The organism is Streptomyces sp. NPDC048664, assembly GCF_040650555.1.
Classification (GTDB): domain Bacteria; phylum Actinomycetota; class Actinomycetes; order Streptomycetales; family Streptomycetaceae; genus Streptomyces.
On record NZ_JBEZHK010000013.1, the window covers coordinates 107,266 to 121,181 of the forward strand.

Consider the following 13,916-nt stretch of genomic DNA (forward strand, 5'->3'; position numbering starts at 1 on the left):
AGGGCACTCATCTCGTCGAGGTAGCGGGGACGGGTGCTGCGGGCAGCGGTGCGCAGAGCTGGCCGGTGATCGCGGCGGCCATCTCGGCGGCCACCTCCGGTGCTTCGCGCAGGTCCACCCGGATGGGCAGGACGCGGGGGTGGTGGGCGTCGAGCACCCGCCGGTAGGCCGTCGAGTAGCGGGGGAGGAACAGCAGGCGCTCGATCGCGGCGGGGTTGCCGCCTCCCCGGCCGCGGGCGATGGCGCGTTCGCGGGCCAGCGGCCAGGGGGTGTTGAGGAAGACGGCCAGGTCGGGGTGGAGGAACCAGGGCGCCACGATGTCGAGTAGACGCTGCAGGGTCTCGTCGGCGGGCGGGTCGGGGTGGGTCTCGGTCAGGACGGTCAGCGCCCAGGCGATCTTGGAGTAGACGCCGTGGTCGATGATGACGACGTCGTGCTCGGCCAGGGCCGGCTCGTAGAACGTTTGGTGCTGGTGGGCTTCGCGGCACAGGCGCAGCAGGACGTCGACGGTGGCGTGGTGGGCGTGTGCGTAGCCGCCGGCGCCGGTGCGGGAGCGCAGGGGCTGGGCTTCGAGGACCTCGGAGAGCCGGCCGATCGTGCCGGGGCGGGGCCCGTAGTGGAGGACGGCCACCGTGAAGCCCGTGGCCCGCAGCTGTTCCCCGGCCAGTTCGGCGGTCGTGGTCTTGCCCGCGCCCCAGACTCCTTCGGTGCTGACCAGGAGCCCGCGCGGGCCGTCGAGCCGCCACACGGGGGCGCGGCCGGCGGACGGGCCGGGCGGGCCGGCCAGTGTGGCGGGGGCGGCATGGTGCGGGGGGCCGACGGTGCTGCCTTGCGTGCCGGGGCGCATCGGGTCTCCTCTCCGAGTGGTTGATGGACGGGATGCGGTGGGGTCAGCCGCTGGCGGTCAGGGAGGGCAGCCAGTCGAAGTCGACGGCCGGGTCGCGGGTCGGCTCGTACTCCAGGCCGATCCAGCCGTCGTAGCCGGAGGCGTCGATGCGCGAGAAGAAGTCCGGGTAGTCGAGGACCCCAGAGCCGGGGCGCCCGCGTCCGGGGGTATCCGCGATCTGGAAGTGCACGATGCGCCTGGCGTGGCGCTTCAGCAGGTCGGGGATGTCCTCACCGTTGCGGCCGTGGTGGTACAGGTCGCACAGGAACCCGGTGTTCGACAGGCCAGAGGCGTCGTTCACGCGGTCGGCCATGGCGACCGTCGCGTCGGCGTTGCCGAGCGGGTAGTCGGGGGCCTCCTGGCGGCTGATGGTCTCCAGGACGACCGACGCCCCCACCTGGTGGGCGGCGCGGGCCGCCAGGACCAGGCTCTCCAGGGCAAGCTCGTCCTGGGCGCCGGGGTCGGTGTCCGACTGCCGGTTGCCGTAGAGGGCGTTCAGGACGCGGCAGCCGGTCCGGTCGGCGAAGGCGACGGTGGTGTCGATGCTGTCGCGGAACTCGGCCGCGCGCCCGGGGACGGACAGCAGCCCGCGGTCACCGGCGCGCATGTCGCCCTCGATGAAGTTCATCGCGACCATCTGCAGGCCGGCGTCGCTCAGGGCGCGGGCCAGGGCGTCGACGTCGCGGTCGGCCGGAACGGGGGAGTCGAAGGGCCACCAGATCTCGGCGGCCGTGAATCCGGCGGCGGCCGCGGCAGCGGGGCGCTGAAGGAGCGGCAGGTGGCCGTAGAGCATGGACAGGTTCGCGGCGAAGTTCAGGGTGCCGGTGTTCATCGTGGTCGGTCTCCGTCCGGTGGTTGCACGGCGAGCCGCCGTGCAGGTCTGGGGGAAGGGATGGGCGAGCTTTGCGGTCAGGTCGGGGCGCCGACCGTCTTGAGGGCGGCGAAGAACTCCTCGGCCCGGTGCTCGGGGTAGGTGCCATCGCGCATGGCCCGCAGGTAGTAGCTCTGCACGCGCTCCCACTCCCATGGGTTGGCGGCGAACTCGCCGGTGATCTGGTTGTTGGCCAGGGCGATCCAGCGGCGAAGGCAGCTGGAGCAGCGCCCGCAGTGCACGCGCCGCCCGCTCGGTTCGAAGCAGGACAGGGTGTCCAGCAGGTCTCGTACGGGCAGGCCGGCCTCGACGTACCAGCGCACGACGTCGGTCTTGGTCATGTCCCAGAACGGGCTGTCGACCTTGATCGGGCGGCCGGCGAACTCCGAGAGGACTTCGCTCATACGCGCGAAGGCGTCGGGGCTCTTGTCGAGCGTGTGGTCACCCCTGACGCCGACGCACCAGATGGTGTCCGCCTCGTAGTTGGAGGCGAGCATCGCGAAGTAGATGTTGCGGAACGGGATGAGCGGGCGGGTGTCCCAGGCGGACAGGTCCAGCGCGGTGCTGACCGTGAGGTCGATGCCGCACCGCTCGGCGAGCTCACGAACGCACTCCAGCTCGGCTTCGCGGAAGTGGTGGCGGATGTCGAAGTACACCGCGGGCGGTTTGCCCAGGTAGTGCCAGGCCGGGAAGGAGTCCAGGCCGGCGGAGTACAGAAGGATCGACTTGCCCTCGTCGCTCATCGGGTCTTCCCCTTTCAGCCCTGGTCGCGTTCGGACGGGGAGGCCGCGCCCTGTTCGGGCACCGGGTCGTCTCCGGCCGTCGGGGTGGTCGCGGGGGCGGGGGCCTTCGGCCCCTTCTCCGTCTCCCAGGGGAAGATCACCCAGGTGTCGGTGTGCTCGGCGATGTAGTCGATGCGCTCCTCGGGGGCGGCCGGGCCGGGCCAGTTGGAGCGGTTGACGGTCAGCACCGCCGTGCGCAGCCGCCGGACGCCGAGCGCCTCGACCATCCGGCGGGTGCGCTCCAGCGTCGCTCCGCTGCCGGCGATGTCGTCGACCAGCAGGACGTCCCGCCCGGCCAGATCGCCGAGCGAGGCGGGGTTCTTGGTGGCCGGGGTGCTGGTCTTGGCCGCGTTGACGCCGTCCGTCTCGGTGTGCGTGACCTCGATCGTCCGGACATCGCGGATGCCGAGCTGATGGGCGATCATCACGGCCGGGATCATGCCGCCGCGCATGATCCCGACGACGGTTTCCGGCAGGCCGTCGCCGCTCGCCTGCTCGGCGAGGTCGCGGGTGAACGCCTCGATACCGCTCCAGGCCAGCCGTATGGGCGCCGGTGTGGTGACGGGCGGGATGGTTGTGGTGGTCACGGAAGCTGCTCCTCAGGGTGGACGCCCGGCGTGCTGGGCACGCGGACCTGGTGCCAGGCGGGCAGGAAGCGGTCGACGATCAGGGCCCAGACGCGGTGGACCTCGGGCTGAACCTTGGCGGGGACGGTCATCTCCACCTCGGCCGCGCCGACGGCGCCGGGGAGGTGGTGGGCGGCGAGAGCGTGCCGGCCGCGGTCACGCAGCTGCACGGTCAGCCACACCCCCGGCGCCGTCCCGGGCAGGTCCACGGTGACCCTGAGGGCCTGGCCGGGTACGAGCTCGTTCGGCGTGTGAAGGCGGACGGCCGTGTGGGCGGGCGTGGTGGGACGGTCTGCCACCAGGCCGCAGCGCGGGCAGGCCATGCGGATCCGCTCCACGGCACCAGGCGCGGGCCCGGACCACACGGTCCGTTCCAGCGGGCCGCGGCAGTATCCGCACCGGTCGGCGCCCGTCGGCCCGTGGGCCGGGGTGTGGGCGGCGGTCGCGGCGTCGGTGAACTGGTCGAGCATGCCGAAGCGGGAGTGCTCGCTCATCTCGGACAGGGCCTTGGCCCAGCCGGTGGCGTGCCGGTCGAGCGCATCGGGCAGGCCGGGTAGGGGACCGTACCCGGCGCGCAGCGACTTCTGGACGAGGTGCAGCGCGGCGAGGGCGCTCTCCCGGGCGGCTTCGCGATGACGCCGCATCACCTTGAGCCCTTCGACTACGCGGGTCTTGGGGCGGTCGGCCGCCATGGCCCAGGCGCGCAGGTTGTCCTCGAACAGAGCGCCGGCGTCGAGGGAGGTCAGCCAGCCGGTCAGTTCCGTACGCAGCCCGAGCGCCGCCCTGTGCCCGTCGGCGACGGCCACCAGGTCCTCGGGTTCGTGCCAGATCCCGTCCCGGGTCAGCAGCCCCGGCGGCCCGCCGGGGCCGGGGAGGGTGAGGAAGGCCGGCCGCCGGCCGGGCCAGGGGGTGAGGACCGGCGCTGTGCCGGGCGCGGGCGGTAGAGCGCAGGTCTGTTCGGGGTCACCGAGCAGCAGGTATCCGCTGGCCCGCCCTGCGGTGTCGTTGAGGTCGGCGGTGACGGCACCGGCCGGGCGGGCGGCGGCGAGCAGCCGGCCGGTCAGGCGCGGCTCGGCGTGCACGGGCAGGTCCTGGTGCACCATCCCGATCACCGCGGCCGGATGCCCTTCCAGGGCGGCGTGGGCGAGGGACACGCTGGAGGGGTAGTGCTCGTGCGGGTCGAGGATGAGCGCGGTGCACACGAACAGCGCGAGCGTCCGGCACGCCAGGTCACGCAGCAGCAGCGGGGTGAGCGCGCCGCCCGCCCGGCACCGCTCCGGGGTGCAGCCGCCCGGCACCGGCTCGCCCGAGACAGCGAGTTCCCGATCCCCGGTCAGCCCGCACACGCTGTAGGGGCCGAGGAGAGCGTGCGATCCGGAGCCATGGGCCTCCACCACGGCGGAGCGCCACCGGCCGCCGACGGCGGTGTCCAGGGCGGTGCGCTCGTCGAGGTGCCGCCCGGTGCGGGCGGTGCCGGTGAGCCCGTCCAGCAGTACATCGGGCTCCTCGGACTGCGGGGTTCGGGCGGCCAGGATCTTGGCGAGCGAGAAGGCGACGCCCGGAAGGTCGATGCCGGTCAGCAGCCCCACGCGTACCGAGCGCTCGGACCAGGTGTGCAGGAGAGGAGTCAGAGCGGCCAGGGAGCATTCGCTGGCCGGAGCGGTGAGCAGCACGCTGCCGCCGTCCGAGACCGGCACCGTGCCGGCGCCGCTCAGCTCGTCGACCGGTACGAAGCCGCGGCCCAGGACGCGGGCGGCGCGCCGGGCGAGCGGGCTGGCCGAGCCGACGCCGACCACGAGGCGTTCACCGGCCGGGCCGGGTGCGGGGGCGAGGGGCGGCTGCGCGCCGTAGAAGGCGGCCACGTTCGCCCAGCGGGCGGCCCGCTGCGGGTCGGCCGGCCGCAGCAGCGCGATCCGCCCGTCGTCCAGGTGCTCGCCCCATGCGGTGAGATCGTCGGCCCAGCAGAATCCGTTGGGCAGCTCTGGGTCCGTGATCGGGTCGGGGGTGGTCATCCGCAGTGTTCTCCCTTCGTGTCCGGCGTGGGTGCGGGCAGGGTGATGCCGCATGCGGCGAGGTCGGCAATGAGCCCGGGGACGGAGAGGAAGTCGACCGCGTGCAGCCCGACATGCCGGGCGGCGATGACATTGGTGGGGTTGTCGTCGGCGAAGAAGATCTCTCCGGCGGCCACGCCCATGGCCTCGATGGCCAGCCGGTAGGCCACCGGGGAGGGCTTGATCACGCCGAGGTCCGCCGAGTTGATCAACGTGTCGAACGCGTCGAACCCGAGACGGGCCAGATCCGCCTCCAGCCCGCTGGTGTTGTTGGTGAAGATGCCGACGGGGATGCCCTGGGCGCGGACGGCCTTGAGGACGGCCACCGCGTCCTCGTCCAACTCCCCGGGATCCTGCGCCCACACCTCCACGGCGGCCCCCGCATCGGGACCGAACTCGGCCACGAGTTCGCCCCGGACGGCCTCCAGCCAGTCCTGGTGGGTGTAGACGCCGTAGTTGGCCAGCGCGAACGCATCCTTGTAGGCGATGCGGCGCAGCGTGCCCGGCGGCAGGCCGACCGCCTTCTCCGCTTCGGCGCGGCCGTTTCCGCGGAAGTGCAGAAGTACTCCGCCCAGGTCGAACAGGGCGGCGCTCACGCGCGTGCTCATGACGGCTCCCGGGCGGTTAAGGCCAGCGCGCGGGCGAGGAACGCGGGCGTCGGCTGGGCGGTGAAGTGCGTGAGCGGGATCTCGAGACCGAAGGTCTCGTTGATGCGGTGCAGGAGCTCCACGCACGCCAGGGAGTCCCCGCCGCAGGAGAAGAAGTCGGTCGTCGCGGTGGCCGGTTCGGCGCCGGTGGCTTGCCGCCACCAGACCCGGACCGTGTCCGGCAGCTCCACGGGCGGGCCGTCCGCGGCTGCTGCCGGGGCGCTCTTGTCCGGCTCGGCGGCCGGATCGGCGCCGGGGAAGGCCAGGGCGGCGATCGCCTGCACATCGGGTTTGCCGTACCCGGTCAGCGGGAGCGAGGGGTGAAGGTGGATGCGGGCGGGGACGGCCGTCGAGGGAAGCAGGCCGGCCAGGTGCGCGCGCAGTGCGGCCTCGGTGACCCGGCCGCCGGGGACAGCCGCGTGCAGGGCGAGGACGTCCCGGCCCTCGGCCGGCTCGGCGAGCGCCGCCGCCGCGGTCACGCCGTCGAGGGCCAGCGCGGCGGCTTCGACTTCCTCCGGCTCCAGGCGCACGCCGCCGAGGTTGAGCTGCCGGTCGATCCGGCCCGCATACACCAGCTGTCCGTCCGGGCGCCGCCACGCCCGGTCGCCGGTCCGGTACACGCGTACCGCCCGGCCGCCGATCGTGAGCGTGGGGAAGGCGTGGGCCGTACGGTCGGGCAGGCCCGCGTAACCGTCGGCCAGTCCGACACCCGCGAGGTGCAGGTGACCGGGCTGCCCGTCGGGCACGGGCTGGTCGTGCTCGTCGAGGAGGAAGTCCTCCACCCCGGGCACCGGCCGGCCGAGCGGAGCGGGCTGGTCGTCGGCCGTGATGTGAGGTGCGACGTGGGTCGCGATGGTCGCCTCGGTCGGACCGTACGCGTTGGCGACCTGGTGCCGGCCGATCCAGTAGGCGAAGCGGGCCGGGTCCAGCGCCTCGCCGCCGACGACGAGCAGCCGCAGCTCGGGCAGCGTCACCTCCGGTAAGGCCGCGAGCATGGTCGGGGTCAGCGTGGCCACGGTGACCTGCTCTGCGGCGAGCCACCGGACCAGTCCGATCCCGGGGACCCGCTGACGGCCGTGGGGAACGGACAGGGTTCCGCCGATGGTCAGGGTCAGCAGGGTCTCCCAGAGCACGACGTCGACCGAGGCCGCGGCCAACTGCGCGATCCGGTCCTCCGCCGTGATCCGGTACAGATCGGCGAAGGCGGTGATCCGGTGGGCCAGTCCGCTGTGGGGGAGCACCACGGGTTTCGGTGCGCCCGTCGAACCGGAGGTGTGCAGGATGCACGCGGTCCGGCTGCTGGCAGTCGAGGCGTACTCCGCGCGCGGTCCGGGCAGGTGACCCGCCTCCGGGAAGGTGACGGCCGGTATGTCCTCGGGCCACCAGCTCGGAATCGCCCCGCCGCTGTGGACCAGGAGGTCCGCGCTGCCGGCCAGCAGGCGGAGCCGGGCCGGCGGGTGGTCGAGGTTGACCGGCACCGCCGCCGCCCCGGCCCGCCAGATGCCCAGCAGGCATCCCACCCAGTCGGCGCCCGGCGCCAAGCCGATCGCGACCCGCAGCTCTCCGCCGTCACGGGCGGCGGCCGAGACGACGGCGGCCACCCGCCCCGCCCGCTCCCACAGCTCCCCGTAGGTCACCCTCTCGTCCGCCGAGCGCACAGCGCAGGCGTGGCCGCGGGCCTCAACCTGCCCGGCGACCGCGGACAGCACGGAGCCTGCCGTAGGGCCGGTCGGAGTCTCGGCGCGCGGAAGTGTGTCTTCCGCAGCCGGTGACGTGGACATCAGCTCACCTCCTTCCTGGTCTGCTTGCCGGTTCGCGTTCAGGCCGCGTTCCACTGGGCCGCGGCGAGGAACTGCTGGTTGAGCACCGGGTCGGTGCCGAACCGGCCTCCGGTGTGCAGCGTGGTGGTGCGGGCGGCCTCCATCCGTACGCCGCGCATGCTCATGCACAGGTGCAGCCCGCGTACGGCGACGGCGACGTCCTTGCGCCCGATCACGCCGGTGAGGTACTCGGCGACCTGCTTGGTGAAGCGTTCCTGGACCTGGAGACGCCCCGCGAAGTGTGCGGCGATACGTCCGAACTTCGACAGGCCAACCACCTCGCCGTCGGGCACATATCCCGCCGTGACCTCCAAGTTCATGGGCAGCATGTGGTGCTCGCAGAGCGCCCACACGCTCATGCCGCCCACGATGACCAGCTGGTCGCTCAGCAGGGCCTCGCTGAAGCAGGTGACCGACGTGGCGTCGTCCGGGGACAGGAAGTCGCTCCACCAGGCCGCGACACGCTCCGGGGTGCCGATGAGCCCCTCGCGGGCGGGATCCTCGCCCAGCTCGATCAGGAGCTGGGAGATCAGGTCGGCGACCCGGGCGGTGTCGACGTTTCCGGCGGGCCGACCGGGAAGGGGGAGGGCGGCGCCCAGAGGGGTCTCGGGGCCGGCCGTGGAGGTCGTCATGGGCTTCTCTCGCTTCCAGGGACTGGGGAACGGAGGGGACGGAACGGGCAGATCAGCGGCCTCGTGCGTCTGCGAAGGCGAGCACGTGCAGCCGGGTGGTGAAGTGCCAGCGCCGGGCCGCGACCGCGTCCGCGAGAACCCGGGTCGTCGCCGTGATCGCGTCGGCGGTGGTGCCCTCGGGCATCACCCACACCGGCGCGAGCCGGTAGGAGTCGGCGAGCTCGGCGATACGGTCGAGGTCGCCCGCTGAAGACGCGACGAACTTGAAGGCCGCCCTCCCGGACGCCACGAACGCCTCCAGCGCGGCGGGCACCACGCTCTTCGCCTCGTCCATGCCGAAGCTGGCGATCTTGGGCGAAACGTTGAAGCGGGCCCCGTCGACCAGCAGCTCGGGCACCGGCGCGATGGTGCCGTTCGTCTCGAACTCCACCCGCTTCCCGGCGGACAGCAGCGTCTGGACGAGCGGCACCAGGCTCACCTGCTGGAGCAGCGGCTCCCCGCCGGTGATCACGACCAGCTCTACCGGCGAGGACGTGGCCCAGGTCACGAGGTCGGCCACCGTCTGCTTCGTCGCTTCCTTGCGGGGGTCGAACTGGGACCAGTCCCACGTGTACTTCGTGTCGCACTTGGTGCAGCTGAGGTTGCACCGGGACAGGCGGATGAACAGGGCGGGGTGACCACCGCTCGGGCCCTCGCCCTGGAAGGTCGGAACCTCGACGCCGAAGCGCTCCGCCACGATCAGATGCACCGCGGTCAGGTCGATGCCGACCGGCCTGGAGGTGGTCACTGGGCGGCCACATCGAAGCGGGCCCAGCTGCGCGACGTCTCGCGGACGACGACGGCGACCAGGCGGCCGGGGATCGTCGGCTGAACGTTCTGGATGAACCAGCCGGCGAGGAACTGGGCCAGCCGCTCGGAGGTCGGCTCGAAGGGCAGGATCTCGTGCAGGTTGTGGTGGTCCAGCTCGGCGTCCAGGAACTTCTTGAACGGGGCGAGCGCGCCGAAGTCCGTGACGAAGCCGGGCTCCTCCAGCGTGGAGGCGGTCAAGACGATCTCCACCTCGTAGCTGTGGCCGTGCTGGCGCGCGCACTTGTGGTCAGGCGGCAGCCCGGGGAGGCAGTGCCCGGCCTCGAAGTCGAACTTCTTGCCGATGGTGAAGCCACCGGTCGGAAGCGGAACGGAACCGAGGTCCATGATCACCCTTCGTGAGTCGCGTGGTGGGCGGCTCCAGCCGCCAGAGGAATTCCCACAGAGCCAGGTCCAGCAGTGGCGGGCTCTGGCGCACAGGGACGCCGTGAAGACGCGGAGCCGAGGTGATGCGCCACAGCGACCGAGATATCGCTGGGGTGATCGAGTGTCGGCCAACTGTGCGCGCTGCCACAGCGGTTGGCGGGAGTCCCGCGGGAGTCCCGCCGCCTTCGGCAGTACGCTCAGGCCGTGCCTGCCTGATTGGATTTCGTCGTGGACGAGGATGAGCGCACACCCCACCCGCTGGCCGCAGTCCGCATCGCGCGCGGGTTCAACCGTGTGGAGTTCGCCGAGGCGATGCACGGCGCTGCTCGCCGTCGCGGACTTCGCTCCGGCGTCGACAAGGCCCGGGTGCGCAAGTGGGAGGTGAACGGCGTACGGCCCGATGCCGTCTCCCAGACCTACATCGCGGAAGTCCTGGGCCTCCCGGCCGGTGACGTCGACCCTGCTGCCTGGCCCGCCTGGCTTCCCCGCGTCGACCAGGGTGTCGTGCCGCTCGGCCCCGCCAACATCGTGCCCGCTCTGCGAGAGGCCCTGCACACCATGGACCGCCGAACCCTCCTCAGCGCCATCCCCGGATCCGCGCTCGTCATCCTGGCGGGAAGCTGGGCCGGAACCCAGCCCGTGGCCCTCGCCGCCGGCCCCTCCCGCCCGGGCGCCGCGGTGGGCGAAGACGTCGTCGCCCTGCTGGAGGAGACCAGCGCCCGCCTCAACACACTGGCCACCGAGCAGCGCCAGCACATCGCGCCGCTCTACGACGCCCACCTCGCCCGCGTCACCGACCTGATCGAAGGGCAGCGCTATACGCGCCCCCTGGGAGTACGCCTGCACAAGCTCGCCGCGAGCCTCTCCCAGACGGTCGCCTGGATCCGCTTCGACCATGGCCAGCATGGCGCCGCCAGCCGGTACTGGATCGCCGGGCTGCACAACGCTCACGTCGGCAACGACCGGGACATGGGCGCGGCCCTCCTCAGCGACCTCGCCTACCAGGCCTCCTGGCGGGATGACCCCACCACCGCCGCCGGCATCCTCACCAAGGCCCTCAGCCGCACCACCCACCCCGCCGCCGGCTCGCTGCTGCACCTGCGACTGGCACGCGCCCAAGCCGCGCTCGGCGAACGCAGCGCCACCCTGCGCTCCCTGAACGCGGCAGAACGCCTGCTCAACGCCGGGGACACAGACGACACCCCCGCTTGGTGCTCGTGGATGTCGACCGCCGACCTTGCGGTCGACTCTGGTCGCTGCCTGCTCGATCTCGGTGACACCACACAGGCGCACCGCCTCATCGCCGAGGGCCAAGCGCTCCTGCCGGCCAGCCGCGACAAGACGCGCGGGGTTTTCCTTGCGTACCGGGCGCAAGGCCATCTCAGCCGTCGCGAACCCGAAGCAGCAGCCGCCGACGCCCTCGAAGCGCTCCGCCTGGCCGAACGGATCGGGGCCCCGCGATGCGTTCAGCTCGTCCGCGATCTCGCCCCCGCCTTCACCCCCTACCGCACGGCGCAGGGCGTGCCTGAACTGCTGCACGCCGTCGCGTAGCCCGGGCCGGCCCCGCAGGGCCGCCCGGATGCTTACGACATCGGGCACGGTATCCACCGACAGGTAGCCGCCGTGGCGGTTGCTGCCGGCGGGCACCGCAAGGAGTGCGGCGCCGTCCACCTTCACACCAACCGCGCCGTCCGAGGTCCGGATCGGCGAGGCATTCCCAGAACCAGGCGTACTCCTCAGCGCACTCTTAGGGTGAAGGGTGGCAGAGCGGAGCGGCGATGTGCGCCAGCGGGAGGCGGGGCATAGAAGGCGCGGGCCTCGCATCGTAGACATCGGTCACGCCGCCCGGGTGAGCGGGTGGTTGAGGATTTCGGTGAGGGCGTCCCGGTCCAGGCGCACCACGACCGTGTGGTGGTCGGACAGGCCCTTCATGTCGACGACCTCGACCTCACGGACGGCGGGCAGGAGCTGCTTGCTGGCGTAGATCCGGTCGATGCGCGCGTCCGGGCCGTGGGTGGCGCAGGCGTCGACGGTGGCCGCGACCGCGCTGGTGTCGCCCGTGGCCGCGACGAGGTGCCGGGCGACGTCCTGGAGGCCGGCGATGCGCAGGGTGTCGTCGGGCCGGTCGTCCATCCGGCGAACGCCGTCCGCCCCGAGGTAGGAACGGTGAGCCCGGTGGGGCTCGTCGCGGATTTCTTCCAGGGCGGGCAGGGCCGGGTCCCCCGGGGTTCCGACGACGGGGTAGCTGTTGTTGTCGCCGCCGAGCAGAGCGGGGTAGTGGACGTATCGGTCGCCGTCCCTTACCCACTTGTCGTTCCACTTGGTCAGCCACTCGGCCTCCGCCAGGCGCGTCGTGGGGGAGCAGTAGTTGAGGTGGTAGGAGCCCACGATCAGCGGGGTGGCGTCGGGGGCCGTTCCGGCGAGCTGGAAGCTGCACACGGTCGGCGGGAGCGCCCACACGGGACCGGTATTCGGGTACTCGCTGAACGGGATGAAGAGCTTCGGGTCGTGGTAGACGGCGGTGCAGCACTCGCGGCCGATGAAACCGACCATGCCAAGCACGGCTTCGGCCTCGTCCGCGAGCTCGTTGCCGTTGTCGTGGGCGCCCCACATCTCCTGCCGCAGGAGCAGGTGCAGGTCGAGCGAGGCCAGGCGGTCGTGCATGCGCTGCCACAAGTCGCGGTCGCCACCACCGTTGTTCTCGAAATTGCAGATCGCTGCGTTGATGAGCACGAAGGTCCCCCGGAGGTAGAGGTGTCAGCGGGTGGGCGCGAGGGCTCGGCGGAGGACGTCGAGGTCGAACCGCGCGAGGAGCAGGGCGTGGTCGGAGACCGCTCGCACGTCGTCGTTCGCCAAGACCTCGAAGGCGGTCAGGGCTGGCGCAAGGTCGGGGGTGCAGTACATGCGGTCAATGCGCTGGGCGGGCCCTTGGTCGGTGCGCTTCAGGCTCGCCGTAGCCGCGATCGCGCCGGGCTGGCCGAGGACCGTGGCGGCGTGCAGGCCGAGGTCGGTGAAGACCGGGTTGCCGCCGGAGAGGATCTCGTCCGGTCGAGTGTCCGAGACACGTCGCCCGGCGCGCTCGACGGTCCGGTGCTGGTAGTGCACGCGGTCCTCGACCTTGTCCCAGTCCGGGAGCGCCACGGATTCCAGGTCCGTGCGGTGCGGGTAGCTGTTGGCGTCCATCCCCACCAGCGCGCTGCGGGAGTTGTCGGCGAGGGTGGTGAGCCGCCGCGCCTCGGTCGCGCGCAGGTCCGGGTCGAAGTGGCACAGGTGTGCCGAGGCGAGGTCGATCGGCTTTGCGCAGCCCTTGAGGCGGACGCGGGGATTGCAGATCGGCTTCCACGGCATGTCGTGCTCGAACTCGCCGTCGACGAAGAACACGTTGGGGTCGACCATCACGCCGACCGGGTTACGGCTGCGTCCTTCCCGCGGGGCGGACATGAACGGCGTGAGGCCGCCGAGCCGGTTGGCCTCGGCGTACAGGTCCGCCTTCCCGCGGTCCCAAGCGCCGGTCAGCTCCTGGCGCAGCACCACGTGCGGTTTGATGGAGACGAGGATGTCGCGGGCCAGGTCGCGGTGGTCTTCCCCTCCATGCCGACCGCGGCCGTTGTGCTCGACGTTCCAGCACACGATGCGGATTTCGTTGTCGAAGGTGGGCTCTGCCAGGGACAAGAGGGCATCTCCTTGGGCGGGTCGCGGCTCGCAGGACCGACTACTCGGGCTGGGATGGTGGCGCGGTCACGCCGCGCGTGCGTCGGGTGCAGGAGCGGGCCCCACCGCAGCGGGGGCGGATAAGGATGCGATTGGCCCGTGCCGCTCACGCAGACGGCGGGCCTGTTCGGTATACGGCGGCAGGCCCGCGTCGGCCCGGCGGGCGTCGAGCTGGGCGGGATCGGTGATCGGGTGCGGTTCGAGGAGCCCGTCGGGGCGGTACCAATGCTGGGTTCCGTACAGCTGCGCCTGCCCGCTGTTGACGAGCATCCGGTCCTGCAAGTGGGCCCACTGGGCAGGCGTCGCCTCGCCTTGCTGCGCCGCCTCGTGCAAGGCGGCGAGGAACCGGCTCTGAAGCTGGCGGTCCTGATCGGCGTGAACAGCAATGGCCACTGCGGCCTGGCATCCGTTCTCACCGACCTGGGACCGCCCTGGCCAGCCGTACCGGACCACGATCTCCCCTAGGAAGAGGGCGTTGTCGGCGTCTGCCTTCCGGGCCGCCGCGAACACGTCCGCAGGCGTGGCGGACCGGTGGTGGGCGGGCGTGCGCCACGACTCCCTGGCGATCTCGGCCCACGTGGTCAGGTCGCGGCCGATGGCGGGCCAGTTGGGCGGGCTGCCGGGCGTAGTCATCGTGATGCGTCTGCCTCTCGATTG

At 72.1% G+C, this 13,916-nt stretch carries 14 protein-coding genes and 1 pseudogene; 1 reads left to right on the forward strand and 14 read right to left on the reverse strand.

Annotation, left to right across the window (positions count from 1 at the left end):
• Positions 1-7: 7 nt before the first annotated feature.
• The 10 genes from AB0C59_RS16775 to AB0C59_RS16820 form a co-directional block, all read right to left on the reverse strand.
• Positions 8-847, reverse strand: coding sequence for a hypothetical protein (locus tag AB0C59_RS16775; protein ID WP_363005096.1), 840 nt, complete (start codon positions 845-847; stop codon positions 8-10).
• A gap of 43 nt (positions 848-890) precedes the next feature.
• Entirely contained in the window at positions 891-1,718 is an 828-nt protein-coding gene (locus AB0C59_RS16780) for a TIM barrel protein (protein WP_363005098.1), read from the reverse strand.
• A 77-nt stretch (positions 1,719-1,795) separates the two neighbouring features.
• On the reverse strand, positions 1,796-2,500 hold the full coding sequence (locus tag AB0C59_RS16785; RefSeq protein WP_363005100.1) for a 7-cyano-7-deazaguanine synthase: 705 nt from the start codon (positions 2,498-2,500) through the stop codon (positions 1,796-1,798).
• A gap of 14 nt (positions 2,501-2,514) precedes the next feature.
• The gene (locus AB0C59_RS16790; protein ID WP_363005102.1) at positions 2,515-3,126 is read right to left on the reverse strand and encodes a phosphoribosyltransferase family protein; all 612 of its coding nucleotides are present in this window, start codon (positions 3,124-3,126) and stop codon (positions 2,515-2,517) included.
• On the reverse strand, positions 3,123-5,177 hold the full coding sequence (locus tag AB0C59_RS16795; protein ID WP_363005104.1) for a hypothetical protein: 2,055 nt from the start codon (positions 5,175-5,177) through the stop codon (positions 3,123-3,125). Before AB0C59_RS16795 ends, AB0C59_RS16790 begins: the two co-directional genes overlap by 4 nt.
• On the reverse strand, positions 5,174-5,824 hold the full coding sequence (locus AB0C59_RS16800) for an HAD family phosphatase (protein WP_363005106.1): 651 nt from the start codon (positions 5,822-5,824) through the stop codon (positions 5,174-5,176). The genes AB0C59_RS16795 and AB0C59_RS16800 overlap by 4 nt, the downstream gene beginning before the upstream one ends.
• Positions 5,821-7,644, reverse strand: coding sequence for a non-ribosomal peptide synthetase (locus tag AB0C59_RS16805; protein WP_363005108.1), 1,824 nt, complete (start codon positions 7,642-7,644; stop codon positions 5,821-5,823). Before AB0C59_RS16805 ends, AB0C59_RS16800 begins: the two co-directional genes overlap by 4 nt.
• Positions 7,645-7,682: 38 nt before the next feature.
• Positions 7,683-8,315, reverse strand: coding sequence for a GTP cyclohydrolase I FolE (gene folE, locus AB0C59_RS16810; RefSeq protein ID WP_363005110.1), 633 nt, complete (start codon positions 8,313-8,315; stop codon positions 7,683-7,685).
• Between the two features lie 52 nt (positions 8,316-8,367).
• Positions 8,368-9,102 carry a 7-carboxy-7-deazaguanine synthase QueE gene (locus AB0C59_RS16815; RefSeq protein WP_363005112.1) on the reverse strand — a complete coding sequence of 245 codons (735 nt, stop codon included), beginning with the start codon at positions 9,100-9,102 and terminating at the stop codon, positions 8,368-8,370.
• On the reverse strand, positions 9,099-9,509 hold the full coding sequence (locus tag AB0C59_RS16820; protein WP_331724584.1) for a 6-carboxytetrahydropterin synthase: 411 nt from the start codon (positions 9,507-9,509) through the stop codon (positions 9,099-9,101). The genes AB0C59_RS16815 and AB0C59_RS16820 overlap by 4 nt, the downstream gene beginning before the upstream one ends.
• A gap of 267 nt (positions 9,510-9,776) precedes the next feature.
• Between AB0C59_RS16820 and AB0C59_RS16825 the strand changes: the two genes are divergently transcribed.
• On the forward strand, positions 9,777-11,099 hold the full coding sequence (locus tag AB0C59_RS16825; RefSeq protein WP_363005114.1) for an XRE family transcriptional regulator: 1,323 nt from the start codon (positions 9,777-9,779) through the stop codon (positions 11,097-11,099).
• Positions 11,100-11,150: 51 nt separating this feature from the next.
• Here AB0C59_RS16825 and AB0C59_RS16830 read toward each other — a convergent pair.
• From AB0C59_RS16830 to AB0C59_RS16845, 4 genes and pseudogenes are all read right to left on the reverse strand, one after another.
• Positions 11,151-11,381 (reverse strand): annotated as a pseudogene (locus AB0C59_RS16830) (DUF6302 family protein); the annotation flags it as partial.
• A gap of 3 nt (positions 11,382-11,384) precedes the next feature.
• Entirely contained in the window at positions 11,385-12,281 is an 897-nt protein-coding gene (locus AB0C59_RS16835) for an endonuclease/exonuclease/phosphatase family protein (RefSeq protein WP_331724582.1), read from the reverse strand.
• A 24-nt stretch (positions 12,282-12,305) separates the two neighbouring features.
• Positions 12,306-13,220, reverse strand: coding sequence for an endonuclease/exonuclease/phosphatase family protein (locus AB0C59_RS16840; RefSeq protein WP_331724581.1), 915 nt, complete (start codon positions 13,218-13,220; stop codon positions 12,306-12,308).
• Between the two features lie 66 nt (positions 13,221-13,286).
• Complete coding sequence (locus AB0C59_RS16845) at positions 13,287-13,892, reverse strand: DUF6624 domain-containing protein (protein WP_363005116.1); 606 nt, start codon at positions 13,890-13,892, stop codon at positions 13,287-13,289.
• Positions 13,893-13,916: the final 24 nt, after the last annotated feature.